The organism is Cupriavidus sp. UME77 (assembly GCF_014170355.1).
Classification (GTDB): Bacteria; Pseudomonadota; Gammaproteobacteria; order Burkholderiales; family Burkholderiaceae; genus Cupriavidus; species Cupriavidus basilensis.
The window spans coordinates 62,646-86,520 of sequence record NZ_LZZU01000035.1; the positions used below are offsets into that span (position 1 = coordinate 62,646).

24 protein-coding genes are annotated in these 23,875 nt (G+C 66.1%); 13 read left to right on the top strand and 11 right to left on the bottom strand.

Annotated elements, in window-relative coordinates:
* Positions 1-181 precede the first annotated feature (181 nt).
* Positions 182-1,384 carry an ammonium transporter gene (locus A9975_RS13620; RefSeq protein ID WP_183033238.1) on the bottom strand — a complete coding sequence of 401 codons (1,203 nt, stop codon included), beginning with the start codon at positions 1,382-1,384 and terminating at the stop codon, positions 182-184.
* 610 nt (positions 1,385-1,994) lie between these two features.
* Here A9975_RS13620 and A9975_RS13625 point away from each other — a divergent pair.
* The 4 genes from A9975_RS13625 to A9975_RS13640 all read left to right on the top strand — a co-directional run bounded on the left by A9975_RS13625 (position 1,995) and on the right by A9975_RS13640 (position 4,304).
* Positions 1,995-2,276, top strand: coding sequence for an HU family DNA-binding protein (locus tag A9975_RS13625; RefSeq protein WP_017226623.1), 282 nt, complete (start codon positions 1,995-1,997; stop codon positions 2,274-2,276).
* 192 nt (positions 2,277-2,468) lie between these two features.
* Positions 2,469-2,954 (top strand): acyl-CoA thioesterase, encoded by a 486-nt coding sequence (locus A9975_RS13630; RefSeq protein ID WP_174427135.1) that lies wholly within the window; start codon positions 2,469-2,471, stop codon positions 2,952-2,954.
* Positions 2,955-3,045: 91 nt separating this feature from the next.
* Complete coding sequence (locus A9975_RS13635; RefSeq protein ID WP_183033262.1) at positions 3,046-3,477, top strand: CreA family protein; 432 nt, start codon at positions 3,046-3,048, stop codon at positions 3,475-3,477.
* 68 nt (positions 3,478-3,545) lie between these two features.
* Positions 3,546-4,304, top strand: coding sequence for an SDR family oxidoreductase (locus A9975_RS13640; RefSeq protein WP_183033239.1), 759 nt, complete (start codon positions 3,546-3,548; stop codon positions 4,302-4,304).
* Positions 4,305-4,352: 48 nt separating this feature from the next.
* On the opposite strand, the gene A9975_RS13645 is transcribed toward A9975_RS13640, so the two are convergent.
* From A9975_RS13645 to A9975_RS13655, 3 genes are all read right to left on the bottom strand, one after another.
* A complete protein-coding gene (locus A9975_RS13645) occupies positions 4,353-5,210 on the bottom strand; it encodes a phosphatase PAP2 family protein (protein WP_183033240.1) in 858 nt (285 codons plus the stop codon).
* A 136-nt stretch (positions 5,211-5,346) separates the two neighbouring features.
* A complete protein-coding gene (locus A9975_RS13650; RefSeq protein ID WP_183033241.1) occupies positions 5,347-7,089 on the bottom strand; it encodes a class I adenylate-forming enzyme family protein in 1,743 nt (580 codons plus the stop codon).
* A 199-nt stretch (positions 7,090-7,288) separates the two neighbouring features.
* A complete protein-coding gene (locus A9975_RS13655; protein ID WP_006160016.1) occupies positions 7,289-8,053 on the bottom strand; it encodes an SDR family oxidoreductase in 765 nt (254 codons plus the stop codon).
* Positions 8,054-8,377: 324 nt separating this feature from the next.
* On the opposite strand from A9975_RS13655, the gene A9975_RS13660 reads away from it, so the two are divergent.
* Complete coding sequence (locus A9975_RS13660; RefSeq protein WP_183033242.1) at positions 8,378-9,151, top strand: TraB/GumN family protein; 774 nt, start codon at positions 8,378-8,380, stop codon at positions 9,149-9,151.
* A 9-nt stretch (positions 9,152-9,160) separates the two neighbouring features.
* Here the strand turns inward: A9975_RS13660 and A9975_RS13665 are convergent, their stop codons facing one another.
* Both A9975_RS13665 and A9975_RS13670 read right to left on the bottom strand, forming a co-directional pair.
* A complete protein-coding gene (locus A9975_RS13665) occupies positions 9,161-10,018 on the bottom strand; it encodes an arylamine N-acetyltransferase (protein ID WP_183033243.1) in 858 nt (285 codons plus the stop codon).
* A 62-nt stretch (positions 10,019-10,080) separates the two neighbouring features.
* Positions 10,081-10,791 (bottom strand): Crp/Fnr family transcriptional regulator, encoded by a 711-nt coding sequence (locus tag A9975_RS13670; protein ID WP_183033244.1) that lies wholly within the window; start codon positions 10,789-10,791, stop codon positions 10,081-10,083.
* 160 nt (positions 10,792-10,951) lie between these two features.
* Here A9975_RS13670 and A9975_RS13675 point away from each other — a divergent pair, with 160 nt between their 5' ends.
* The gene (locus A9975_RS13675) at positions 10,952-11,449 is read left to right on the top strand and encodes an Mpo1-like protein (RefSeq protein WP_183033245.1); all 498 of its coding nucleotides are present in this window, start codon (positions 10,952-10,954) and stop codon (positions 11,447-11,449) included.
* Here the strand turns inward: A9975_RS13675 and A9975_RS13680 are convergent.
* A complete protein-coding gene (locus tag A9975_RS13680; protein WP_183033246.1) occupies positions 11,430-12,368 on the bottom strand; it encodes a LysR substrate-binding domain-containing protein in 939 nt (312 codons plus the stop codon). The two genes, A9975_RS13675 and A9975_RS13680, sit on opposite strands and share 20 nt — an antisense overlap.
* A 134-nt stretch (positions 12,369-12,502) precedes the next feature.
* On the opposite strand from A9975_RS13680, the gene A9975_RS13685 reads away from it, so the two are divergent.
* Positions 12,503-13,522 (top strand): DUF1338 domain-containing protein, encoded by a 1,020-nt coding sequence (locus tag A9975_RS13685; protein ID WP_183033247.1) that lies wholly within the window; start codon positions 12,503-12,505, stop codon positions 13,520-13,522.
* Positions 13,523-13,582: 60 nt separating this feature from the next.
* On the opposite strand, the gene A9975_RS13690 is transcribed toward A9975_RS13685, so the two are convergent.
* From A9975_RS13690 to A9975_RS13700, 3 genes are read right to left on the bottom strand one after another with little or no spacing between them, the layout of a single operon-like run.
* Entirely contained in the window at positions 13,583-14,911 is a 1,329-nt protein-coding gene (locus A9975_RS13690) for a sensor histidine kinase (protein ID WP_183033248.1), read from the bottom strand.
* 3 nt (positions 14,912-14,914) lie between these two features.
* The gene (locus A9975_RS13695; protein ID WP_183033249.1) at positions 14,915-15,616 is read right to left on the bottom strand and encodes a response regulator transcription factor; all 702 of its coding nucleotides are present in this window, start codon (positions 15,614-15,616) and stop codon (positions 14,915-14,917) included.
* A 6-nt stretch (positions 15,617-15,622) separates the two neighbouring features.
* Positions 15,623-15,940, bottom strand: a complete 318-nt coding sequence (locus tag A9975_RS13700) for a PepSY domain-containing protein (RefSeq protein ID WP_255503203.1) — start codon at positions 15,938-15,940, stop codon at positions 15,623-15,625.
* Positions 15,941-16,156: 216 nt separating this feature from the next.
* Between A9975_RS13700 and A9975_RS13705 the strand changes: the two genes are divergently transcribed.
* From A9975_RS13705 to A9975_RS13730, 6 genes are all read left to right on the top strand, one after another.
* Positions 16,157-16,399: a hypothetical protein gene (locus tag A9975_RS13705; protein ID WP_183033250.1), complete on the top strand. Its 243-nt coding sequence runs from the start codon at positions 16,157-16,159 to the stop codon at positions 16,397-16,399.
* A 188-nt stretch (positions 16,400-16,587) separates the two neighbouring features.
* A complete protein-coding gene (locus A9975_RS13710; RefSeq protein WP_183033251.1) occupies positions 16,588-17,550 on the top strand; it encodes a cyclase family protein in 963 nt (320 codons plus the stop codon).
* A gap of 132 nt (positions 17,551-17,682) precedes the next feature.
* Positions 17,683-19,365, top strand: coding sequence for a class I adenylate-forming enzyme family protein (locus A9975_RS13715; protein ID WP_183033252.1), 1,683 nt, complete (start codon positions 17,683-17,685; stop codon positions 19,363-19,365).
* 346 nt (positions 19,366-19,711) lie between these two features.
* The gene (locus tag A9975_RS13720) at positions 19,712-20,176 is read left to right on the top strand and encodes an HU family DNA-binding protein (RefSeq protein ID WP_150984488.1); all 465 of its coding nucleotides are present in this window, start codon (positions 19,712-19,714) and stop codon (positions 20,174-20,176) included.
* A gap of 177 nt (positions 20,177-20,353) precedes the next feature.
* Entirely contained in the window at positions 20,354-21,316 is a 963-nt protein-coding gene (locus A9975_RS13725) for an alpha/beta hydrolase fold domain-containing protein (protein ID WP_183033253.1), read from the top strand.
* 64 nt (positions 21,317-21,380) lie between these two features.
* Complete coding sequence (locus A9975_RS13730) at positions 21,381-22,970, top strand: FMN-binding glutamate synthase family protein (protein WP_183033254.1); 1,590 nt, start codon at positions 21,381-21,383, stop codon at positions 22,968-22,970.
* 9 nt (positions 22,971-22,979) lie between these two features.
* On the opposite strand, the gene A9975_RS13735 is transcribed toward A9975_RS13730, so the two are convergent.
* The coding region (locus A9975_RS13735; protein ID WP_255503204.1) for a helix-turn-helix domain-containing protein at positions 22,980-23,875 on the bottom strand (896 nt) is incomplete at its 5' end.

Consider the following 23,875-nt stretch of genomic DNA (forward strand, 5'->3'; position numbering starts at 1 on the left):
GGATGCCCGGACGCGTCGGGGGCGGAGCGCGAATGCAGGCAACGCATTATTGCTACGCGGCGAGCGGAAGTTCAAGCACAAAATGGCCGCGCAGGGCGCAGCGCGCCACTCTGGCCATGGGTCGTGGGAGCGTGGGGTGGGGGTGGCGCAAGGGCGTGAAGCCCCTTTGCGCCGCCGTGCCTTACCAGTTGGTTTCGCGTTCCGGCGTGGCGGAGATGCGATGCAGCGACAGGTCCGCGCCGTTGTATTCCGATTCAGCGTCAAGCCGGATGCCCACGACCTTCTTGAGCGTGCCGTAAACCACGGTGCCTCCCACCAGGGCGATCGCGATGCCAAGCAGGGTGCCGACGCACTGCGCGCCGAGCGAAACGCCGCCAATGCCACCGAGCGCCTGGCTGCCAAAGATGCCGGCGGCAATGCCACCCCACGCGCCGCACAGCCCGTGCAGCGGCCAGACGCCCAGCACATCGTCGATATGCCATTTGTTCTGGGCCAGCGTGAACAGGTAGACGAACAGCGCGCCGGCGATGGCGCCGGTGACCAGCGCGCCCAGCGGGTGCATCAGGTCGGAGCCGGCGCAGACCGCCACCAGCCCGGCCAGCGGGCCGTTGTAGGCGAAGCCGGGGTCGTTGCGGCCGGCCGCCCAGGCGGCCAGCGTGCCGCCGGCCATGGCCATCAGGGAGTTGATGGCCACCAGCCCGCTGATCTTGTCGACGGTTTGCGCGCTCATGACATTGAAACCAAACCAACCTACCGCCAGCACCCATGCGCCCAGTGCCAGGAACGGGATGTTCGAGGGCGGGTGCGCGCTGATGCGGCCGTCTTTCTGGTAGCGGCCGCGGCGCGCGCCCAGCAACAAGATGGCGGGAAGCGCGATCCAGCCGCCCATGGCGTGGACCACGACGGAGCCGGCGAAGTCGTGGAACGGCGCGCCGGCGACCGAGGCGATCCAGTCCTGCACGCCAAAGCGGTTGTTCCAGGCAATGCCCTCGAAGAAGGGGTAGACCAGGCCCACCAGCACGAAGGTGGCCACCAGTTGCGGGTTGAAGCGCGAGCGCTCGGCAATGCCGCCAGAAATAATCGCTGGTATGGCGGCGGCAAACGTTGCAAGGAAAAAGAATTTCACCAGCTCATAGCCGCTTCTTTCCGCCAGTGCATGGGCGCTGGTGAAGAACTCGACCCCGTAGGCCACGGTGTAGCCAATAAAGAAATAGGCGATCGTGGAAACCGCAAAATCCACCAATATCTTGACCAGTGCGTTGACCTGGTTCTTCTTGCGCACCGTGCCCAGTTCCAGGAACGCAAAGCCAGCGTGCATGGCGAGCACCATGATCGCCCCTAGCAAGATGAACAGGGCATCGGTGCCGCTCTTCCATTTGTCCATACAATCCTCTATGCGCAAAATAGGAGCACACGTACGCAAAAAGCGTACCAGTCTGGGGCATCGCAAGCCGCGAGCTGCACCGTGTTGGTGGGATTTGCACCGATTTGTCGCGCTCGAAGGGGGTGGCGCACGGATCGAGAAGCCAAAACGCGAAGCCGATTAACATGCGCCGGGGATGGTCGGCAGATGGAGGCTGCGCCAAAATGAGGCGATGCCCTTATTTGGGGCGCACCCCCACGGATTCCATGCACCAAGATGGATTGCGCGGGCGCGCCCATCCAAAGCCATTGACATGCCGCCGACCAAGCCGTCTGGGCGGTCTCGGCGGCAGCAAGGTGGACACAGCGCTGGTCTGATCTTGTCAAGCGATGCCCGTCATCACGTACGGGCGTTCGAATGACCATTAACCTCGCTGGTCGCATTTGAAAGCGCGGAAAAGGAGGGGTAAATTCCCCGCAAAGGCGCTTGACTCAAGGATTTGCGGCTTTTTTCGTTGCATTGGTGCCACTGGGGATTGCCCAATGCGTAAAGCGCGGATTAGACTGCGCCGATCGGTAATTTGCCGCGTGGCAGACACTCCGATCAAGACGACCAACAAGGGAAATCAGCCATGAATAAAGGTGAACTGGTATCTGCCATCGCCGCTGACGCGGAACTGAGCAATGCTGCAGCAGAGCGCGCGCTGAATGCCGCTCTGGACAACATTAAGAAGGCGGTTGCCAAGGGTGATTCGGTAACGCTGGTGGGCTTCGGCAGCTTCAGCTCCGGCAAGCGCGCCGCACGTACCGGACGCAATCCGCGTACTGGCGAGACCATCAAGATTCCGGCCGCCAAGACGGTCAAGTTCTCTGCCGGCCAAGGGTTCAAGGACGCTGTGAACAAGAAGAAATAAGTAGTCCGCGCCCCAGGCGCAAACAGGAAGGCGGCCCGTTGGGCCGCTTTTTTATTGGTGCCCGGGTGCTTTTCGACGTTCTCGGGGGCAGGGCAGGACGATCGTTCCGGGTTAAACTGCCGATCGTCGGCGCCAGCCTTTCGACCTGCACCGCGGGTCGGCCCGGCCGCTTCCAGACTCCGGATTTTCATCATGAATGACCTGTCCCACCAGCTTTCCATGACCGTGCTGATGACGCCGGACATGGCCAATTTCTCCGGCAATGTGCACGGCGGCACCATCCTCAAGTACCTCGACATGGTGGCCTACGCCTGTGCCAGCCGCTATGCCGGGCGCTATGTGGTCACGCTGTCGGTCGACCAGGTAGTGTTTCGCCAGCCGATCCACGTGGGCGAGCTGGTGACGTTCCTGGCGGCAGTCAACTTCACCGGCCGCAGCTCCATGGAAATCGGCATCAAGGTGATCACGGAGAATATCCGCAGCAAGCTGGTTCGCCATACCAACAGCTGCTACTTCACCATGGTCGCGGTGGACGACAGCGGTGCGCCCGCCGAAGTGCCGCCGCTGGTGCCCCGCGACGAAGTCGAGCGCCAGCGCTTCGCCGCAGCCCAGCTGCGCCGCCAGTTGCGCCAGGAAATGGAGAAACGGCACGATGAAATCACCGGCACGGTGTCCTGAGGTGAGGGGCACGGCCATGCAATCCGGGCGTTTCCATCGCGTTTCCCGTGGGCCGCTTTGGCCTCTGAGCGGCCTTCTGACGGCGCTGGCGATGCTGGCGCCGGCCGCGCATGCCGAGGAAATCGGCAGCGTGAGCACCAATTTCCGCATGACCGGCTCCGACAAGGTCGTGATCGAAGCCTATGACGATCCGCAGGTCGAAGGCGTGACCTGCTACGTGTCGCGTGCCCGCACCGGAGGCATCAAGGGCTCGCTGGGCATGGCCGAAGACCCGCCGGAAAGCTCCATCGCCTGCCGCCAGGTAGGGCCGATCACGTTCAAGGGGCCGCTGCGCCAGCAGGACAATGTGTTCTCCGAGCGCATGTCGATCCTGTTCAAGACCCTGCACGTAGTGCGCACGGTTGACCGCAAGCGCAATACCCTGGTCTACCTGACCTACTCGGACCGCATCGTGTCAGGCAGCCCGCAGAATAGCGTGACCGCCGTGCCGGTGGCGCCGGCCACGCCGATTCCGGTCAAGTAGGCATCCGCCTCCCAATTCACGATCCACGATCCACGATCCATTCAACAATCCAGTCCGGAGAAGACAGCATGAGTGAGCAAGGCAAGGTTGCGCTGGTAACGGGCGCGGCCCGCGGCATCGGCAAGGCGGTGGCACAGGCGCTGCTCGTGGCAGGCTATCGGGTGGTGTTTGCCGGGCGTACCGCCGATCCGCTCGAGGCGCTGGCCGTGCAAGCCAGGGCCGACGGCCATACGGCGCTGGCGGTGCAATGCGACGTCAGCGATCCGGATTCGGTGGAGCGGCTCTTCGCCCAGGTTCGCGAGCATTTCGGCCGGCTCGACGTGCTGTTCAACAACGCCGGCATCAATGCGCCGGCGGTGTCGATCGATGAACTCTCCGTGGCGCAATGGAAGGCCGTGCTGGACACCAACCTGACGGGCGTGTTCCTGTGCTCGCGCGCGGCCTTCGCGCTGATGAAGTCGCAGAGCCCGCGCGGCGGCCGGATCATCAACAACGGCTCGATCTCGGCGCACGCGCCGCGTCCCAACACGGTGCCGTACACGGCCACCAAGCACGCCATTACCGGGCTGACCAAGAGCCTCTCGCTGGATGGCCGCGCTTTTGACATCGCCTGCGGGCAGATCGATATCGGCAACGCCGCTACCGATATGGCTTCGCGCATGGCGCGCGGCGTGCCGCAAGCCAACGGCGAGATCGCGCCTGAGCCACTGATGGACGTGGCGCATGTGGCCAGCTCGGTGGTGCATATGGCCAACCTGCCGCTGGATGCCAATGTGCAGTTCATGACCGTGATGGCCACCAAGATGCCCTTCGTCGGGCGCGGCTGAACACGGCGCAAGCGTCCGGCCGGCATCGGGCCGGCCAGGCGTCTCCTGCTATTTGATCGCCAGTGCCTCGCTTTCAGCGCGGCAGTCGCCGCTCGGCCGCAGCCCGTTGGCACGGGCTTGCGCAACCTCCGCTTTGGCTGCCGCAAGATCCGCGAGGAAGGTGGGGTCTGCATGCAGCCGCGCCACGGTAGCTGCGCCCATGATGCGGCCCTGCGTCGCATCGCTTTGCCAATGCACATTGCAGACCAGCCGGCTCTGCCCATAGGCCAGCCCGCGCGCCAGGATCATATTGGACTGTTGCGGCGCGATCTCCGCCAGGATCAACGCCCACGCCCAGCCGATGGCGTTATGCCCCGAAGGGTAGGAGCCGTCCTTGGAAAGCATGGCTTCCTCGGCGGGCGTGCAACTCGGCTGCTGGTTGACCACGAACGGCCGGGCGCGTGCAAATTTGTCCTTCACGCCGTACGTCGAAAGTCCCGCATCGGCCAGGGTCCGGCGCAGCAGCAGGTAGAGCCGGGGTGTTTGTTCCTGCGATATCGGCGCATCCAGCGCGCACGAGAAAACCCCCGCGGCCTGCGGGAATTTCAGGTTGGCATCGATTGCCGCCTGGCGATAGCGTGCCGTGCCACGCAGGGCCTGATTGCCGCGCGCGACCTCGTCGTCCAGGGCTTGCGCCGCGGAGCCGGGCGCGGGCGGCGGTGGCACCAGGGCGAGGCTGTCAGGCCGTGCGTCCGCCGGCAGGTAGCCGGCGAGAATGCCGGGCCGTATCTCCGGCACCGGCGCAGCGGCGCTGCCCTGGCCCTGGCTGGCGCAGCCCGCGAGGAGCAAGGCTGTGCCCAGCACGGACAAGCCCGCGAGCCGGTTGCCGGAGAGCAGGAAAGGTCTGGTGAGTGAGTTTGCTGGCATCCGCATCCGCATCCGCATCTGTTATCTGTTGGTTGTGCCCGTCATCGCCGTCGGACCGGCGTGGTACCGGCAAGCAAGCGGCCGTGTTCCCGCTCACGGCCGCCTGGGGGATCCTGACCTTGTCCAGCGCGCGGGTTCAGGCTTCGAACATCTTGCGTAGTGTCGACTTCAGGATCTTGCCGTTGGCATTGCGCGGCAGCATGTCGGGGCAGAACACGATCCGCACCGGCACCTTGAAGGCCGCCAGCCGCTCGCCTACGAACGCCTGCAGTTCCGCCTCGGTGGCTTGCGCGCCTGGCTTCAGGCTGACCACGGCCGCGGGCTCTTCGCCCAGCGTGCGGTGGGGGATGCCGACCAGTGCCGCGTCCATGATGGCGGGGTGATCGTACAGCGCGCTTTCCACCTCGATGCTGTAGATGTTCTCGCCGCCGCGGATCAACATATCCTTCATGCGATCGACAATATAGACAAAGCCCTCCTCATCCAGCCGCGCGATGTCGCCGGTCTTGAGCCAGCCGTCGATGAATGTTTGCGCGGTGGCTTCCGGCTTGTTCCAGTAGCCGCGTACCACATTGGCGCCGCGCACCATGAGTTCGCCGGTCTCGCCGGTGGGCAAGCTGCGTCCACGCCCATCCACCACCTTCATCTCGCCGATGGGCAAGGCCGGGCCGCCGCTTTCGGGGCGCTCCACATACTCCTCTGCACTGTGGCTGGTGAAGGTGGCCGAGGTCTCGGTCATGCCCCAGCCAATGCCAGGGGCCGAATGCGGGAACACTTCCTTGATGCGGCGCACCAGTTCAGCCGAAGCGGGGGCGCCACCGTAGTTGACGTTTTCCAGCGACGACAAGTCGAAGCGCTCGCGCTCCGGGTGCTCGATGATCTGCCAGGCGATGGTGGGCACGCCGCCGGCGGCGGTGCAACGCTCCCTCTCGATCAGGCCCATGGCACGCACGGCGTCCCAGCGGCGCATCAACACGATCTTGGTGCCGCTGGCCAGCGCGCCGTTGAGCACCGCCATGCAACCGGTAACGTGGAAGAACGGCACCGACAGCAGCATGCCTTTTTGCGGTGCGGCCGGATCGGGGGCGGGGATCGCCTCGCCGCGGCGCAGGCAATTGCGCATCGGGCTGAACGCGGCGGCCACGGCCACATTGGTGGCGTTGCGGTGGGTGCCGAGCGCGCCCTTGGGCTTGCCGGTGGTGCCTGACGTATAGAAGATCGTGGCGTCGTCGTCGGCGTCGATGGCCACATCGGGTACCGGCAGTTCGGGCAGCGATGCCCATTGGTCCGGCGTGCCGATCAGGTTCTCCAGCCGGCCGATGCGTGCGTCGCTGGCTGGCGCATCGGCGCGGCTGACGTAGATTTTCTCCAGCGCGGGGCAGCCTGGCAGGTGCTCGATGATGCGGCCCAGGCGTTCATCGTCAACGATGGCGATCTTGCTGCCGGAGTCGGCCAGGCCGTACTCCAGTTCCGCCCCGGTCCACCAGGCGTTGAGCGGCGTGACGATGGCGCCTGTCAGCAAGGCGCCGTAGAAAACGGCCGGCCATTCCGGCAGGTTGCGCATGGCCAGCGCCACGCGGTCGCCTTTGGTCACGCCATCTTGGATCAGCGCATGGGCGATGGTGAGCGCGGCGCGGGCGAACGCATCGTACGAGACACGTTCGTCTTCATAGACGACGAAGGTCTTGTCGCCCAATGTGCGGGCTTGCAGGAACAGGTCGCGCAGCGTGGGTGGCGCGTTTTTCCACACGACGGTGGTAATGCCCCGGATCACGCGCGTTTCGGTTTCGAAAGGGGCGCCGGGTGCGGTAAGGCGGGCGTGGGCCTCGGCCAGGCTGATTGCTGGCCAGGTCGTAGCGGTTTGCGGGTTGTTCGACATCGGTGCCTCCCTGACTGCATGGCAGGATGGGCAACGCTCTGGCATGCCGGCGCGCAAGCTTGCCCGCGTGCCGCGCCTGTCCGGAAATGCGGGCGGCAATGCACGCGGGCACGAAGTGCCCCGGCTCAGGCCTCAGGCATCGGGCTTTGCGCCTGGCCCTGGAGCGAGCCCGGAACGGGAACAGCAGGTGCGCGGCGGCTCAGATCGTGACGCCGCCGTCCACCACCATGGCCTGGCCGGTCATGAAGGTGCTGGCCGAGGAGGCCAGGAACACCGCGGCGCCGGCAATCTCCACCGGCTCGCCGATGCGGCGCAGGGGCGCGCCTTGCGTCGACAGCTTGTAGCGCTCCGGATCCTCCCAGAGCGCCTTGGCGAAATCGGTGCGGATCAGGCCAGGGGCGATGCAGTTCACGCGCACGTTGCTCGGGCCGAACTCCACCGCCAGGTTGCGCGCCAGCTGGAAGTCTGCCGCCTTCGACACGTTGTACACGCCGATGGTAGGCGAGCCGCGCAGGCCGCCGATGGACGACACGATGATGATCGAACCGTCCTTGCGCTCCAGCATTTGCGGGGCCACCATCTGGATCAGCCAGTGGTTGGAGATGACGTTGTTGTCCAGCACCTTGCGGAACTGTTCGTCGGTCACGCCGCTCATCGGGCCGTAGTAGGGGTTGGACGCCGCGTTGCAAACCAGTACATCGATCTTGCCGAACGTGCTGTTGGTCTGGTCGACCAGGCGCTGCAGGTCTTCCTTGGACGAGATATTCGCTGGCACGGCAATCGCGGTGCCGGCGCCATGCTTGGCATTGATGGCATCGACGACTTCCTGGCAGGCCTCGGCCTTGCGCGAGGAAATCACCACTTTGGCTCCCTGCACCGCCATCTGCTCCGCGATGGCGCGGCCGATGCCGCGTGAAGAGCCGGTGACGACGGCAACCTTGCCGGTCAGGTCGAACAATGACATGCGTGTCTCCTGGTGTCCTGGTCCTCGCGGGGCGGGACCAGATGATCTTTAAAAGGCGCGGGTGAATCTGCATCTTGGCAGCACGGCCCGGTGCGGGTTCTGCACAGCGGTTCACGCAGTGCTACCGGCCGGTACATTATGGTTGGGAGGCATGGCTCAGTCCACAAGCAAATCGGCAGCCGGCCCGGCTTATCAGAGAATTTTCTGTTGGCAATGCATTCGGTGCATGACGTCAGCAAGACAGCGGCATGATGTCCGTACCCACAAACGGCGAACAGGCCATAACAGCCTGCAACAGGCCACAAAGGACGAGGTAAGCGTTTCATGCTTTGGCAAATCAAGGATACCGAGGTCTACCTGCTAGGGGCGATCCACGTGCTGGATGCGCCGTTGCTGGCACTGGTGCCAGCCGCGGAGCGCGCCTACCGCGCTTCGGCGCGGGTGGTCTTCGAGGTGGCGCTGGACCAGGCGCCGGACTTCGCGCCGGCGTATTTCCCGCAGGGCGATGGTCTTAGCCGCCATCTGCAGCCAGCGACGCTTGCGCAGGTGCGGGCGCTTTGGCTGGATTTCGGCCTGCCCGGCCCGGCACTGGAGCGCCTGCGCCCCGTGTTCGCCGCGATGCATCTGCAGTTCGCGGTGGCCGCCAGGCACGGCATCCTGGCGCAACATGGTGTCGATCGGTTCTTGTGGGCGCGCGCCGCAGTCGATGGACGGGCAACGGATGCGCTGGAGGATGGCACCGAGGCGCTGCGGATGTTGCAGTGCGTGCCGCTGGCCGAGCAGGTATCGATGCTGGCATTTTTTGCCGAGCAGCCGGAACTGGCCGCAGCGGAGCCGGCGGATATGGTGCGCTGGTGGCGGCAAGGGCAGGCCGGGCCGTTTGGCGCGCTGCTGGCGCAGCGCCGCGCACAATGGCCGCACGCGCTGGCGGTCCTGGTCGACGCTCGCAACCAGCAGTGGATGCCGAAAATCCAGGCGCTGGTCGCGGATCGCGTGCCAACCCTGATCGTGGCCGGCGCCCTGCACATGGTGGGCGACGCGGGGCTGCCGGCGCTGCTTGGGGCCGCCGGGCTCGAACTGCTGCCCGAACCCTGGTGAAGCGAATGCCTATCTGTTGCCGCGCGCCTCGATCAGCGCGGGCAATCGCTGCGCTAGTTGCGCCTCGCTGGCAAGATCCAGCACGAGCCCGAAGCGATCCCCCAGCGCTTGGACAATGGCAGCCGGCGTCTCCAGTTGCTGGCGCTGCACGCTGCCATCGGCCGCGCGCACGGCAAAGTCGCCGTTGATCAGCGTCAGCCGGGTGTCGCCTTGCGAGCGCGCCAGGGTCAGGGCGTTGCGGAACAGGCTGTCGGGATGGGTGGAGGTGTACCAGTTGCGCGGCTCGAAATCGATGGCCTGCTGCGGCGACAGATCGAACTGGTAGAGCTTGAGCCATGCGCTTGCGGTCTTGACCTCCAGGTCGTACACGTGAAAGGCCGCACCTGTCGCCTCCACGCACGACAGGCGGTACGGGAACGACGGATCGGCTTGTTCCGCCTGCGGCAGCGCCATGGCGCGGTACGGGGTAGGGCCGCCAAAGCCCACGTCCACGATATAGCTGCGATGCGCGGCCTCCACCCGCAGCAGCATGTGCGATTGCATGGTGGGCACGTCTTCCGGCACGTTCCAGCGCACCCGCGCAGCCAGTGGCGTGACCACGTAGCCGAGCGCTCGCAGCACGGCGGCAAGCAAGGTGTTTTGCTCGAAGCAGTAGCCGCCGCGCGCGTTGGTGACCAGCTTGTCGAACACCGCATCCAGGCCGATCCTGATCCGGCGCTGCAGCAACACGTCGACGTTTTCAAAGGGAATCCGCGTCAGTTGTGCAGCGATCAGGCTGTCGAGCGTGGCGAGGTCCGGCTGGCTCGGCAGCGGATGGCCGATGCGGCTGAGATAGGCTTGCAGGCGGGTGTCATCTAAATGGGTCATGGCGATGGATCTCTGGTTTGCGCTGCCAGTGCAGGCTGACGGGGTCGGGCGGGGCGGTGCAGTCAGGTCAGCGCCAACAAGGCAGGCAGGTCGATCAACTCGATGTCGGCATAGTGCAGCCGCAACAGCCCGCGCGCCTCGAGCTCGCGCAGGGCCTGGTTGACGGTCTGGCGCGACAGCCCGAGCATCTGCCCGAGTTGTTCCTGCGGGATATGCACGGAGCGGCGCTCCAGCCCGGGCAGGTCGCCATAGGCCTGGGCAATGGCCACCAGCCGGCGGCCGGTGCGCGCCAGCGGCGGCAGCAACTGCGCCTCCTCCACATAGTGAAAGGCCTCGCGCGTCTTGGCGGCGAGCAGCTTGCCGAACTCGCGCCACCATTCGGGATGCGCCGACAGCATCGCGTAAAGCTTGTCGCGCTGCAGGTGCAGCACGGTGGCTGCGCTGGTGGCATGGGCGTCGTGGGTGCGCGCCAGCCCGTCGAACAGGCAAAGCTCGCCAAACCAGTTGCCCGGCCCCAGCAGGCCGATCAGGGCGGCCTTGCCGGACTCGCTGTGGGTGTCGATCTGCACCGTGCCGGCAGCCACGCCGTAGATGCCGTCAAAGGCGTTGCCGCGGGTAAACAGCATCTGGCCTGCCGCCAGCTTGCGCGTGGCCGCGTCCCGCAGCAGGGTGTCTTGCATGGCCGCCGGCAAGGCGCCAAACCAGCTCCCGCCGCGCAAGGCGCGCAGCGGATCCAGGGCCGGCTCCTGCTGGCCACGGGTTGCCAGGCGCATGAGGGTCTCCTTGATCGATGCTCGTGCCGACTGTCAAAAACCGGACAGACGGGCTTTTTGCTGCCTATTAATATACGGCCACAACGCGTAGCCACAGTGCGCGGCCACAAATGCGCAACTACAACGACGCAACTACAACGACGCCCCGGCAGGAGACCCTGTGAAGACACTGATCGACCACCTGGCCAATTACGCAGCCTATCACCGCGACGCGCGCAATGTGTTCAGCCATTTCATCGGCATTCCCATGATTGTGCTGGCTGTGACCACGCTGCTGGCCCGCCCGGCCATGCCGCTTGACGCGGGTCCGGCGTACCTGACGCCGGCGATGGTTGTTTATGGTCTGTCTTGCCTGTTCTACCTGCGCCTGTCGGCGGGGTTCGGGCTGGCGATGACGGTGATCCTGGCTGGCTTCGTCTACGCCGGCGGCGCCATCGCTGCGCTGTCCACCGGCGTATGGCTGGCCTGGGGCATCGGCCTGTTCGTGGCGGGCTGGCTGATCCAGTTCGTCGGGCACTACTACGAAGGCCGCAAGCCTGCGTTTGTGGATGACCTTGCCGGGCTTCTGGTCGGGCCGCTGTTCCTGGTGGCCGAAGTGGCTTTCGCCATGGGCCTGGCGCGGGACACCCGCGAGGCCGTCAGCGCCCACGCGCATTGACCTTCGGCGCGCCTGGCATCTGGGCGCCGTGTTCCAGCAGCCAGTCGCGCAGTTGCAAGACCTTGTCGTCGGGAGGCAGGCCGCGCCGGTGGACGTAGTAATAGGCCTTGCGATTATCGATCTCCGCCGGCAGCGTGGCTAGCGGCACCACCAGCCGCCCCTGCGCCAGTTCCTCGGTGATCAGAATGCGCGGAATCAGCGCCACGCCGATGCCGGCGGCAGCGGCCTGCGCCAGCATGGTGTAGAGGTCATAGCGCGGGCCGCGCAAGGCCTGCGCCGGCAGTGCCGCGCCCGCTGCGGCGAGCCAGTCGCTCCATGCGCGCAAGCGGGTGTTCAGGTGCAGCAGCGGCAATTCCAGCAACTGATCCAGGTCCAGGCGCTTGCGGCGCCCCAGCAGGGAGGGGCTGCACACCGGCACCGACGGGCCTTCCTGCAGGATCCGCTCGCCCTGCGTGCCCGGCCACAGCCCTTCGCCGTAGTAGATGGCAGCGTCGAACGCGGTATCACTGAGCTCGAAAGCCTCGGTGCGCGCCGAGAGATGCAGCGTGAGATCGGGCAGGGCGCGTGCCAGTAGCGGCAGGCGCGGGATCAGCCACTGGCTGGCAAAGGTGGGTCCGATGGCCAACTCGATGGCGCGCCCGCGCGGGCGCTGGGCCATCACGTCCAGCGTCACCTGCTCGATCTGGTCGAGCCGTTCCCGCACTTCTTCGGCATAGGTCCCGCCAGCCGGCGTCAGCACGATGCGCTTGCGAATGCGGTGGAACAACGGCACGCCAAGCCGCGCTTCCAGCCCTGCGATTTGCCTGCAAACCGCGCTCTCCGTCACCGCCAGCTCGTCGGCGGCGCGGGTAAAGCTGCCCAGGCGCGCCGCGGCCTCGAACATCTGGAGTGCCGTGAGGCTGGGTATGCCCTTGCGCATAGTGCGTTTTTGGAAGGAAGTTGGTGCGAAGTTATCAATTGTACGAACTCTGCCGCAGTCGCACAATAAGCCCCATCCGGAGGCCGTCGGCCCCCGCCATCCCCCGAAAACAAACACATTTCAGCGCATTGACCATGACGAAGCCGAATCTGCAACGCCTCCTCGAGACCGTTTGTGGCGAAACCCAGGCAGCCGAGTTGCTGCAATTGATGAATGTTTCCCCGCAACTGCTGTCTTCTACCAGCGAACTGGCCAGCCGTGCCGAAGTGGCGCAGGCGCTCAATATGGTGCTGTTCGCCGGCATTCTCGAGCGCGTGCCGACCGGCATGGCCTATACCCGCGACGTGATCCAGGCGGGCGGGCAAGTGGTGTTCGACCACGGCGCGCTGCGCACGGTGAAGTGGGATTGCGGCAGCCTGCCCTCGGGCGAGATCGCTTTCACGCGCATCCTGGGCCCGCTGGGCTACCGCCTCAACGGCACCTATCCGCTCGAGCGCATCGGCATGACCGGCCGCTCCTACGCGCATGCCGACCTGCCTGACGACATCGCCCAGTACTTCCTGAGCGAGCTGCATCCCGAGCGTTTCAGCGCCGATTTCCAGTCCGCCGTGTCGCGCGTGGTGTCGAAGTCCGTCGATCCGCTCGGCGACGAAGCCGTCGCGCAACTGGCCCTGCTCGAGCGCGATGCGTGCCTGCCGATGGCCGACGCCGCACGCCTGGTGCCGCAACTGGCAGCCTGCTTTGCCCGCCAACATGCCGAGCCGGCGCTGGCCGACTATGAATTGCTGCTGAAGGAATCGGCCGAGATGGCCTGGATTTCCACCGAGGGCAATGCCTTCAACCACGCCACCGACCGCGTGGCGGATGTGCGTGCCGTGGCGGACGCGCAGCGCAGCCTGGGCCGCCCGATCAAGGATTCGGTGGAAGTGTCGCGCTCCGGGCGGGTCCTGCAGACGGCATTCAAGGCCGACCCGGTGGAGCGCGGGTTTGTCGGCGCCGACGGCGTGGTGGTCAAGCGCAGCGTGCCGGGCTCGTTCTACGAGTTCATCACGCGCGATTTCGTGCCCGCGACGGAGGCAGCTGGCGGCACGTTGGATCTGTCGTTCGATGCCGGCAATGCGCAAGGCATCTTCAAGATGACGGCGGCCTGCTAACGCGGGCAATGCGGTAGCAGGAGCAGGAGAAGGGGCCGGCTCGTCCGGCCCTTTTTTGGTTTACGGCTGGCCAGCCGGCAGGCGCAGGCGGGCCAGCAATCCGCCCAGTTCGCTGTCGCCTAGCGCCAGCCCACCCTCATAAAGGGCCGCCATCTCGCTGACGATGGCCAGGCCCAGTCCACTGCCGGCAGCGGACTCATCCAGCCGTCCAAAGCGTGCCGTGGCCAGCTCGCGGGCCTCGGCCTGCATGCCCGGCCCGTCGTCTTCGACGGTGACCTCAAGCATGCCGCCGTGCTCCGCGAGCTTGACGCGAACGCGCGAGCGCGCCCATTGGCAGGCGTTGTCGAGCAGGTTGCCCAGGATCTCGATCAGGTCCTGGCGGTCGCCGGCAAAGTGCCCGTCGCCCTCCACCTGGATATCGATCTCGCGGGCGCTGTGCAGGCGGGTCAGCGCGCGCGCCAGCTCGCCTGCCGCGGGGCCGGCGTCGATGCGCGCCCCGTGCGTGCTTGCTGCCCCTGCCGCCCGTGCGCGCGCCAGATGGCGGTCCACCTGCCGGCGCATGGCCTCGACCTGGCTGGCGGCGGCGCGGGCTGCCTCGCCGGGCAGGCGCTCGGCTTCATTGGCGAGGATGGCCAGGGGCGTCTTGACGGCGTGCGCGAGGTCGGCGGCCTGGCGCCGCGAGCGCTCCAGCGCACCGGCGTTGCGCGCCAGCAAGGTATTGATCTCGGTGACCAGCGGCACCACCTCGGACGGCCACGTGCCGCCCAGGCGGCTCTCGCGGCGTGCCTGCAGGGTAGCCAGCGCCTGGCGCAGCCGCGCCAGCGGCGCGAGGCCAAACTTCACCTGGGCCGCCACTGCCAGCAGCAGGCCCGCGCCCAGCGCCGTGAGCGACCAGCCCAGCAGCCGGTTGAAGGCCTGGCGCGCCGCGCGCAGCTCGGTGCGATCCAGCGCCACCGACAGCATCACCGGCGTATCGGCCGACGCCAGCACGATGGGGCGCGACACCACCAGCAGCGATTGCCCGTTGGGCCCGGGCCGGATCTCCGCGTGGCTGCCCGCAACCTTGTTGCCCACCGTGGCGGGCATCTCGGCATCCCAGAGCGAGCGCGAGCGCAGCGTGGCGCCCGGCGCCTGCGCCTGCCAGTAGGCGCCGGAGTAGGGTAGTTCAAAGCGCGGGTCGGCCGGGGCGCGGGTCAGGGCGAGCTTGCCGTCAGCGCTCCAGTCCAGCGCGGCGGCGAGGCTGGTGAGCTGATTGTCGAGCTGGCGCACATAGGTGTCGTTGACGTGGCGCGCGAACAGGGTGGAGAGCAGCCAGCCGGTGCCGCCGAGCGCGGCGGCCAGCCAGATGGCCGCGACCGTGAGCAGGCGGATGGCTAGTGACTGGCGCATGGGTCAGCTGGCGGCGTTTGTGGAGGCTGCGGGGGCATCGGGAGACGCCGGCGGGCGCAGGCGGTAGCCCTGTCCGCGCACGGTTTCGATGACGTCCACGCCGAGTTTGCGCCGCAGCCGTCCGATAAAGACTTCGATGGTGTTGCTGTCGCGGTCGAAATCCTGCGCATAAATGTGCTCGGTCAGCACGGCCTTGCTGATGATCGCGCCCGGGTGGTGCATCAGGTAATCCAGCACCTTGAACTCATGGGCGGTCAGCACCACCGCGGCGCCGTCGACGGTCGCCACGCCCGTGCGCGCGTTCAGGCGCACCGGCCCGCAGGCCAGCTCGGGCGCGGACATGCCATGCGCGCGGCGGATCAGCGCGCGGATGCGGGCCAGCAACTCTTCCATGCGAAAGGGCTTGGCGAGATAGTCGTCGGCCCCGGCATCGATGCCTTCCACCTTGTCGGTCCAGCTGTCGCGTGCGGTCAGGATCAGCACCGGCAGGTTCACCTGCGCCGCGCGCCAGCGGCGCAGCACGGACAGGCCGTCGAGCCCGGGCAGGCCAAGGTCGAGCACCACGGCATCGTAGGGCTCTTCGGCGCCCAGGTGCCAGGCATCGACGCCGTGCGCTGCCGTATCGACCGCGTACCCCGCGCCGACCAGGCTGGCGTGGATCTGGGCGGCCAGCACGGCCTCGTCTTCTACCAGGAGGAGGCGCATGGGGGATCAGGGTTTCTTGCGGGCCTGCTCAAGATCGCGCCCCTTGGCCTTGAGCAGGGTGGCGGTCTTGGCGTCGTACTCGAGCTTGGCCACCGAACCGCTTGCCAGCAGCAGCTTGACTTCGTACTGCCAGACGCCATCGTCGCGGTCGAGCTTGACGCCGATCACATCGCCCGTGTATTGCGCCGACACCGCCTCCAGGATGCGCGTGAGCGGCAGGATCTCGCCCGACTGGACGGCGGCGCGGGCGCGGTCGGCGTCCTTGTCGGCATGGGCGGGCGCCGGGGCCGCCAGCAGCAGCGGCAAGGCGGCTAGCAACGGCAACAGAGCGCGAGGCAGGGATGCGGTGCGGAACGAAGGCAATGGCGTGAGCGAGCGGGGTAATACGGTTGTGAACAAGCCTTGAGGGAGCGAAGCAGTCTGCCGTGCCTTGCCTGAACGCAAGCTGAATGGCGCGCTCAGCATCGGTTCAGGCAGGGTTCCCCACAATGGGCGCCATTGCATTGATCGTCATCGTCACAGTTTTCCAGGAGTCTTGCCATGCAAGGCGCGCACATCTCGAATGATAGCCCTTCCGAAATCCACCGCCGCGCCACGCGCGACGGGATCGCGCTGGCCGCGGCGGTGATCGTCGTCCTGCTCGGCGTTGTGTCTCTGTTCTGGGCGCAGGTCGACGCGCGGGCCGTGCTGCATGAATGGAAACACATGGACAGCGGCCTGTCCATGATCGTGCTCGGGTCACTGGTGCTCGGGCCGCTGCTGGCCTTCGGGCTGGATGATTGACGCTGGCCCCTGAAACCCTCGGCGGGTTTTCCATGCCTGGACATGCTCCTGCGCAAGGTCCTACACTCGATCCACAACAAAACGCACGACCGTTCTTATTTATGTTCTCCACGCATGGCCGACCATGCGCCACGGACATGACCGGCACAGTGCGATCCCTCAGGGTCAATCCGAAAAGGAGACATGGCATGGAATCGAAGAACGTCCCGCTGGTAGCCGAGTTGTTGCGCGATGCACCGAAGAACTGGGGCAAATGGGGGCCGGACGATGAGGTCGGATCGCTGAACTATCTCACCCCGGCGCAGGTGCTGCGCGGCGTGGCCTCCGTGCGCTCCGGCAAGACCTTCACCCTGCAGATCCAGATGGGAAACCCCGCCGGCGACCCGGTCTGGCCCGGGCGTTCGCAGGCGCGCCGCCTCAACGTGATGGACAAGGGCCACTATCTTTGCGGCAAGGGCCCGAAGTTCCCCGGGGAGGCCGAGTACGCCGACGACATGATGATCATGTACCTGCAGGGCTCGACCCAGTACGACGCCCTGGGCCATGTCTGGTACGGTGATCAGCTGTGGAACGGCTACGACGCCAAATCGACCATCGGCGGCCTGGAAAAAGCCAGCATCCTGCCGATCGCGGAGCGCGGCGTGGTCGGCCGCGGCGTGCTGATCGACATGGCGCGCCACCGTGGCAAGGACGTGCTCGCCCCAGGCGAGACCTTCACCCACCTCGACTTGCTCGCCGCCGCCGAGATGCAGGGCGTGCGCATCGAGAAGCGCGACATCCTGGTGATCCGCACCGGCTGGATCGGCTCCTTCTACAAGCGCGACCAGGCTGAGTTCTATCGTGAGTTCGTCGAGCCGGGCCTGACCTACAGCCCGGAACTGGTCGAGTGGTTCCATCGCATGGAGATCCCCAACCTCGTCACCGACACGATTGCCAACGAGGTGACCGTGGACCCGGTCTCGGGCGTTGCCTTGCCGCTGCACAATGCGCTGATGCGCAACCTGGGCGTCACCCTGACCGAGATCGCCCAGCTGGACCCGCTCGCCGCGGACTGCGCGGACGATCAGCAGTGGACCTTCCTGTATACGGCAGCACCGCTCAAGGTAGTGAGCGGCAGCGGCGCACCGGTCAACCCGGTGGTCATCAAGTAAGCCAGGCAAAAAGTCCGCCCTCGGCGCCGTCCGGTGCAGAGGCCTCAATGGCCTCTTGCACTGTGCGGCGCCAGCTTCGTTTCGACCAAGCGCTATGCTTGACACAACCCGCCGTGCCTATCGAGGTGCCTCATGACGCCCTATGAAGAGAAGCCCTGGCTCTCCAGCTACAACGCCGGCCAGCCGCACACCATCACCCCGCAGTTTACCGACGCGTTGTCCATTTTCCGGGCCGCCGCGGACCGCGCGCCGGCCCGTCCTGCAATCCACTACTTCGACGCCACGCTCAGCTATGCCGAGGTGGATGCGCTCTCCGACGCGCTGGCGGTAGCGCTATCATCGCGCGGCTGCACGCGCGGCGAGCGGGTTGCGCTGTACCTGCAGAACGTGCCGCAGTTCGTCATCGGGCTGGTTGCCGCGTGGAAGCTCGGCGCCATCGCGGTGCCGGTCAACCCGATGAACCGCGCACGCGAATTGCGTCTGGTGCTGGCTGACTCCGGCGCGAAGGTACTGATCTGCCATGAATCGCTCTATGCCGATGTGGTGAGCGGGCTGTTCGACGCCGAGCGGCGCGGCCAGGGCGACACCGCCACGGCCCTGGCGCTGCCGTCGGTGATCACCACGTCCGAGCTGGATTTCCAGACGCGTGCCGATCCGCGCCTGTTTGCCGCGGCCCGGCGCCAGCCCGCCGAGGGCGTGCCTGATCTGCTGACGCTGGTGCAAGAGTACCTGGGCCAGCGCCCAGCGCCGGTCAAGCTCGCGGCAGACGATATCGCGATGCTGGTGTACACCTCTGGCACCACCGGCGTGCCCAAGGGCGCGATGAACACCCACGGCAATGTTGCTTTCAATGCGCAGGTGTACCGCGACTGGATCGGCTTGGCGGAGGGCGGCCCGATCCTGGGCGTGGCGCCGCTGTTCCATATCACCGGACTGGTGGGCCACGTGGCCGCGGCGTTCATCTGCGCAGCGCCGCTAGTGCTGGCCTGCCGTTTCGAGCCGGGCGTGGTTCTGGAGGCCATCCGCGACCGGCGGGTGGAGTTCACCATCGGTTCGATCACGGTCTTCATCGCGCTGATGAACCATCCCGAGGCGACCCGCGCGCATTTTGCCACGCTGGGCAAGATCTACTCGGGCGGCGCACCGATCCCGCCGAGCGTGGTGGAGCAGTTCCGCGCCAAGTTTGGGCACTATATCCACAACGGCTACGGCCTGACCGAGACCAACTCGCCCACTCACGTGGTGCCGCTCGGCCGGGAGGCGCCGGTGGATCCGGCCTCCGGCACGCTGGCGATCGGCGTTCCCGCCTTCAACGTCGACTCTTTCATCGGCGACGATGCGGGCGCGCCGGTGCCGGTGGGCGAGGTCGGCGAGATCATTTCGCGCGGGCCGATGATCGTGCCGGGCTACTGGAACAAGCCGGAAGAGACAGCAAAGGCCATGGCGGGCGGCTATTTCCACACCGGCGATGTTGGTTTCATGGACGCGCAAGGCTGGTTCTACCTCGTCGACCGCAAGAAGGACATGATCGTCGCCGCCGGCTACAAGGTCTGGCCGCGCGAGGTGGAAGACGTCTTGTATACGCATCCCGCGGTGCGCGAGGCGGCCGTGGTGGGCATCCCCGACGCCTATCGCGGCGAGACGGTGAAGGCCGTGGTCAGCCTGAAACCGCAGGCCAGCGTCACACCGGAAGCGCTGCTGGCCTGGTGCAAGGAGCGCATGGCAGCCTATAAATACCCACGCGTGGTGGAGATCATCGACGAGTTGCCGAAGACGGTCACGGGCAAGATCCTGCGGCGAGAGCTGCGCGGCTGAGGGGGCCGGGCGCGCAAGAAGGCAGCTGAAATCGTCGGCGCGCGCTCGGCAGGCGGCGTGGCAAAAAAGACGAAATCGCGCGTTTACCCCTTGTATATAGAGTCCGCGGACGCATCCACTGCTGCGTCCGCGCGACACAACGGCAGGCCGCACGAGACAAAACCTCAAAAAACCCCGGGGAAAACCCCGGTTTTTACACTCGCACACACGAAAACCCCTTGACGTCGCGTTGTTTCCGCTATGATTCAGTCGATGCCGCACGCCGATAGTCGATCGACAAAGCGTCGAGCGACATCGGATGCCACATCCCGTGCGACATCATTCTGTTCAACTCATATTTATCGATATGGCGACCAAAGCGAATCCGACCGCGAAGACTGCAACCAAGACCGCTGCCAAGAAGGCACCGGCAACCAAAGCCGCTCCCGTAAAGGCTGCTGCCAAGAAGGCCGCGCCGGCCAAGAAGGCTGCTCCGGCTGCCGCGGTGACCCCGCGCCCGCTGAAGGACACCTTCAACAAGTCGAGCCTGGTCGCTCACCTGGTAGCACAGACCCAGCTGGACGCCAAGGCCGTGAAGACGGTGCTGGCCCATCTGGAAAACACCATCGTCAGCGCGCTGCACAAGAAGGGCGCCGGCGAATTCACGCTGCCCGGCCTGATGAAGGTCACGGCTCAGCAAGTACCGGCCAAGAAGAAGCGCTTCGGCAAGGACCCGTTCTCCGGTGAAGAGCGTTGGTTCCCGGCCAAGCCCGCCAGCGTCAAGGTCAAGGTACGCCCGCTGAAGAAGCTGAAGGACGCAGCTGCCGCCTGATAGGGGCCCTGTTTCCAGCTTGAAAAGGAGCCGCTAGCCGGCTCCTTTTTTGTATCCGGCGAATGTGCAGCCGTGCCCGTAGCTCCAGCTTTTCCTGCTTTCCCCGCTGTTTTGGCAGTTTCCGTAGTTCCTCAGCCGGCCGCCAATGAAGCCGGCGCACCATTCCGGGAGATCGTCATGCCTAGCATCCAGTGCCGCCTGTGGCGGCTTGCCTTGCGCCTGGTCCGGCGCAAACAGCGTTTTTCCAGCGCGCAGGCGCTGCACGAGGAAATTCGCCGCCGCCGCAAGATCGGCCGCGCGAATCCCACGGCGCGCTTGCTGGCGCGCCATGCGGTGAGCATGGAACCTGTGGCCGGCGTCGAGGTCTACACCGTGCGCCCGCGGGCCAACGACAGCGGCAGACAGATTCTTTACCTCCATGGCGGCGGCTACGTATTCGATATCGTCAGCCAGCACTGGGACTTCATCGGCAAGCTGGTGGACGCGCTCGGCGCCACGGTGACCGTGCCGATCTATCCGCTGGCGCCCGAGCATACCCACCGTGAAGTCTTTGCCGGACTGCTGCCGCTCTACGACCAGTTGGTCCGCGGCAATCCGCCCGCCAGCCTGACCGTCATGGGCGACTCCGCCGGCGGTGGCATGGCGCTCGCGCTGGCGCAAGTGGCCCGGGATACCGGACGCGCGCTGCCTGGCCGCCTGGTCTTGCTGTCGCCGTTCCTGGATGCCACCGGCAGCAACCCGGCCATCGATGAGCTCGAACCGCTTGATCCGATGTTGTCGAAGCTCGGCGGCATCGAGTGCGGGCGCGTCTATGCCGGCGGCGATCCCGTCACGCTTGCGCAGGTCAGCCCCATCTACGGCAGCCTGCGCGGCTTGCCTCCGGTGACGCTCTTCATCGGCACCCATGACGTCCTGCTGCCGGACTGCCGCGCTTATCGTGCGCTTGCGCAAGAACAGGGCTTGCCGCTGCGCTATTACGAGTACGAGGGCATGTTCCACGTGTGGATGCTGTTGCCAATGCCGGAATCCAATGCCGCCTTCGCGCAGATCGTCGCCGCGGTGCAGGCCGATGAAGCCCCGCAGCAGCAGCCGGAGGTGCGCGCCGGGCAGGGCGCTGCAACCGGGTATCAGCCTATGTAACGAGGAACGGCGATAATCGCGGGGTTGCCGGCCAGGTGCCGGCCCAAAGTAGTTAGGAGTCCCCATGCTTTCTCGTCGTTACGGCGCGGTCTGGCTGACCGCGCTTGCTTTGCTGGTTCTTGCGGCGCTTGCCGCCAGTCACCGGCTTTCCCCCGCATGGCTGGCTGTGCCCGTTGTGCTGCTGCTGGTTGGCCTGCATGACATCGGCCAGTCGCGCCACTCCATCCTGCGCAACTATCCGATCTGGGGCCACCTGCGCTTCTTCTTCGAGTTCATCCGCCCGGAGATCCGCCAGTATTTCATCGAGGACGACACCAACGAGATGCCGTTCTCGCGCCAGCAGCGCAGCCTGGTCTACCAGCGTGCCAAGAACGAAGTCGACAGCCGGCCCTTTGGCACCGAGATCGATGTGCGCCTGGCGGGCCACGAGTGGATCAGCCACTCGCTGGCGCCGACCCGCATCCCTTCCGCCGACTTTCGCATTACCGTGGGCGAGGGCCGTGCCCAGCCTTACTCGCTGTCGATCTTCAACGTCTCGGCCATGAGCTTTGGCGCTTTGTCAGGCAATGCGATCCGCTCGCTCAATCGCGGCGCCAAGCTCGGCGGCTTTATCCACGATACCGGCGAAGGCTCCATCTCGCCGTATCACCGTGCCGAAGGCGGCGACCTGATCTGGGAGGTGGCCTCCGGCTACTTCGGCTGCCGCCGCCCGGACGGTGGCTTCGATCCCGACAAGTTCGCCGAGCAAGCGCGCTCGCCGCAGGTCAAGATGATCGAGGTCAAGCTCTCGCAAGGCGCCAAGCCGGGGCACGGCGGCGTGCTGCCGGCGGCCAAGGTGACGCCGGAAATTGCCGCCACGCGCGGCATCGCCATGGGCGAGGACTGCATCTCGCCGGCCACGCACAGCGAATTCTCCACGCCGCTGGGCCTGCTGCAGTTCGTCGACCGGCTGCGCACGCTGTCCGGTGGCAAGCCCACGGGCTTCAAGCTTTGCATCGGGCATCCATGGGAATTCTTCGGCATCGTCAAGGCCATGCTGGAATCCGGCATCCTGCCGGACTTCATCGTGGTGGATGGCGCCGAAGGCGGCACCGGCGCGGCGCCGCTGGAGTTCGTCGACCATATCGGCGTACCGCTGCAGGAAGGGCTGCTGCTGGTACACAACACGCTGGTGGGTGTGAACCTGCGCGACAAGATCCGCGTTGGTGCGAGTGGCAAGATCATCACCGCCTTTGATGTGGCGCGCACGCTGGCCACCGGCGCCGACTGGTGCAACTCGGCGCGCGGCTTCATGTTTGCGCTCGGGTGCGTGCAGGCGCAGAAGTGCCATACCGACCGCTGCCCCGTGGGCGTGGCCACGCAGGATCCGGTGCGCCAGCGCGCCATCGTGGTGCCTGACAAAGCGGATCGCGTAGCCAGCTTCCACCGCCAGACGCTGCATGCGCTGCTGGAAATCCTGCAGGCAGCTGGCCTGAATCATCCGGGCGATCTCAAGCCGCACCATATCGTGCGGCGCATCTCGCCCAATGAAGTGCGGCTGATGTCCGAGCTGCTCAAGTTCCTCACGCCGGGGGACCTGATCAACGGGAATTTCCGCTACCAGTTGTACGAGAAGTACTGGCCGCTGGCGCGTTCCGACAGTTTCTCGTTGTAAAGCCAGGCGCTAGCGCGCGGCTTGCGGCGCCGGCAGGCGGGCGCGCCCGTGCTGGCGGAATGCACTGGGCGTCTGCCCAACATGCTTCGCAAAGAAGCGCGCGAAATACGCGGCGTCCGCAAAGCCCAGCGTCGAGGCGATCTGCTTGATGTCTAGATCGCTATAGAGCAAGTCGCGCTGCGCTTCCACGATCAGGCGCGAATGGATCAGCTGCAGCGCGCTCCTGCCGGCAAGCTGCTGGCAGATCCGGTTGAGCTGGGTGGGCGAGATGCCGAGCGTGCCGGCATAGCCAGCCAGATCCTGGTGGTTCCGAAAACGTGCCTCTACCAGTTGTTGGAACTGCTGAAAATGACGTGCGGTCCGGCCCGCCGGCTGCGCCCCGGTTGCACCCGCGCCGCAAGCGCGCCGGGCTATGCCCACCAGCAACAAGGACAGCAGCGCCGACAAGGCAGCACCGCGCCACAGCGATACTGCGTTCATCTCCGCACGGAACAGTTCCAGCGCCCCGGCAAGCACGGTGGCGTCATCGCGCTCGCCGCCGGCCGGGTCACCGAACGGGTCATGGTAGGGCCGCTCGAACAGCGGCAGCGCGTCCGGCACGCCAGCCAGCAACGTGTGCAGGTAGTGGTCGGTCATGGTAATGACGATGCCATCCACGTCCGGCGTAAACCGAAAACCATGCACGCAACGCGGCGGCACCGTTACCACGGTGCGCGCGCGCAAGGGGTACTCGCGGTCGTCGAGCAGCGCGCGGCCGCCGCCCTGGTGCACGTAGAGCACCTGGAAGAAGCGTTCGTGGCGGTGTGGCTTGATTTCCCAGTCGTTGACGCCGCTGCGCTCCGGGATCGACTCGAAATGCAGCTGTTCCAGCAGGGGCTCATTGGAGTTGACCCCATAGAGGGAGT

What these genes read in the sequence shown, in the direction of transcription:
- A9975_RS13620 (WP_183033238.1), bottom strand. Translation starts at nt 1,384, where the DNA reads ATGGACAAATGGAAGAGCGGCACCGATGCCCTGTTCATCTTGCTAGGG.
- A9975_RS13625 (WP_017226623.1), top strand. Translation starts at nt 1,995, where the DNA reads ATGAATAAAGGTGAACTGGTATCTGCCATCGCCGCTGACGCGGAACTG.
- A9975_RS13630 (WP_174427135.1), top strand. Translation starts at nt 2,469, where the DNA reads ATGAATGACCTGTCCCACCAGCTTTCCATGACCGTGCTGATGACGCCG.
- A9975_RS13635 (WP_183033262.1), top strand. Translation starts at nt 3,046, where the DNA reads ATGCTGGCGCCGGCCGCGCATGCCGAGGAAATCGGCAGCGTGAGCACC.
- A9975_RS13640 (WP_183033239.1), top strand. Translation starts at nt 3,546, where the DNA reads ATGAGTGAGCAAGGCAAGGTTGCGCTGGTAACGGGCGCGGCCCGCGGC.
- A9975_RS13645 (WP_183033240.1), bottom strand. Translation starts at nt 5,210, where the DNA reads ATGCCAGCAAACTCACTCACCAGACCTTTCCTGCTCTCCGGCAACCGG.
- A9975_RS13650 (WP_183033241.1), bottom strand. Translation starts at nt 7,089, where the DNA reads ATGTCGAACAACCCGCAAACCGCTACGACCTGGCCAGCAATCAGCCTG.
- A9975_RS13655 (WP_006160016.1), bottom strand. Translation starts at nt 8,053, where the DNA reads ATGTCATTGTTCGACCTGACCGGCAAGGTTGCCGTCGTCACCGGCTCT.
- A9975_RS13660 (WP_183033242.1), top strand. Translation starts at nt 8,378, where the DNA reads ATGCTTTGGCAAATCAAGGATACCGAGGTCTACCTGCTAGGGGCGATC.
- A9975_RS13665 (WP_183033243.1), bottom strand. Translation starts at nt 10,018, where the DNA reads ATGACCCATTTAGATGACACCCGCCTGCAAGCCTATCTCAGCCGCATC.
- A9975_RS13670 (WP_183033244.1), bottom strand. Translation starts at nt 10,791, where the DNA reads ATGCGCCTGGCAACCCGTGGCCAGCAGGAGCCGGCCCTGGATCCGCTG.
- A9975_RS13680 (WP_183033246.1), bottom strand. Translation starts at nt 12,368, where the DNA reads ATGCGCAAGGGCATACCCAGCCTCACGGCACTCCAGATGTTCGAGGCC.
- A9975_RS13685 (WP_183033247.1), top strand. Translation starts at nt 12,503, where the DNA reads ATGACGAAGCCGAATCTGCAACGCCTCCTCGAGACCGTTTGTGGCGAA.
- A9975_RS13690 (WP_183033248.1), bottom strand. Translation starts at nt 14,911, where the DNA reads ATGCGCCAGTCACTAGCCATCCGCCTGCTCACGGTCGCGGCCATCTGG.
- A9975_RS13695 (WP_183033249.1), bottom strand. Translation starts at nt 15,616, where the DNA reads ATGCGCCTCCTCCTGGTAGAAGACGAGGCCGTGCTGGCCGCCCAGATC.
- A9975_RS13705 (WP_183033250.1), top strand. Translation starts at nt 16,157, where the DNA reads ATGCAAGGCGCGCACATCTCGAATGATAGCCCTTCCGAAATCCACCGC.
- A9975_RS13710 (WP_183033251.1), top strand. Translation starts at nt 16,588, where the DNA reads ATGGAATCGAAGAACGTCCCGCTGGTAGCCGAGTTGTTGCGCGATGCA.
- A9975_RS13715 (WP_183033252.1), top strand. Translation starts at nt 17,683, where the DNA reads ATGACGCCCTATGAAGAGAAGCCCTGGCTCTCCAGCTACAACGCCGGC.
- A9975_RS13720 (WP_150984488.1), top strand. Translation starts at nt 19,712, where the DNA reads ATGGCGACCAAAGCGAATCCGACCGCGAAGACTGCAACCAAGACCGCT.
- A9975_RS13725 (WP_183033253.1), top strand. Translation starts at nt 20,354, where the DNA reads ATGCCTAGCATCCAGTGCCGCCTGTGGCGGCTTGCCTTGCGCCTGGTC.
- A9975_RS13730 (WP_183033254.1), top strand. Translation starts at nt 21,381, where the DNA reads ATGCTTTCTCGTCGTTACGGCGCGGTCTGGCTGACCGCGCTTGCTTTG.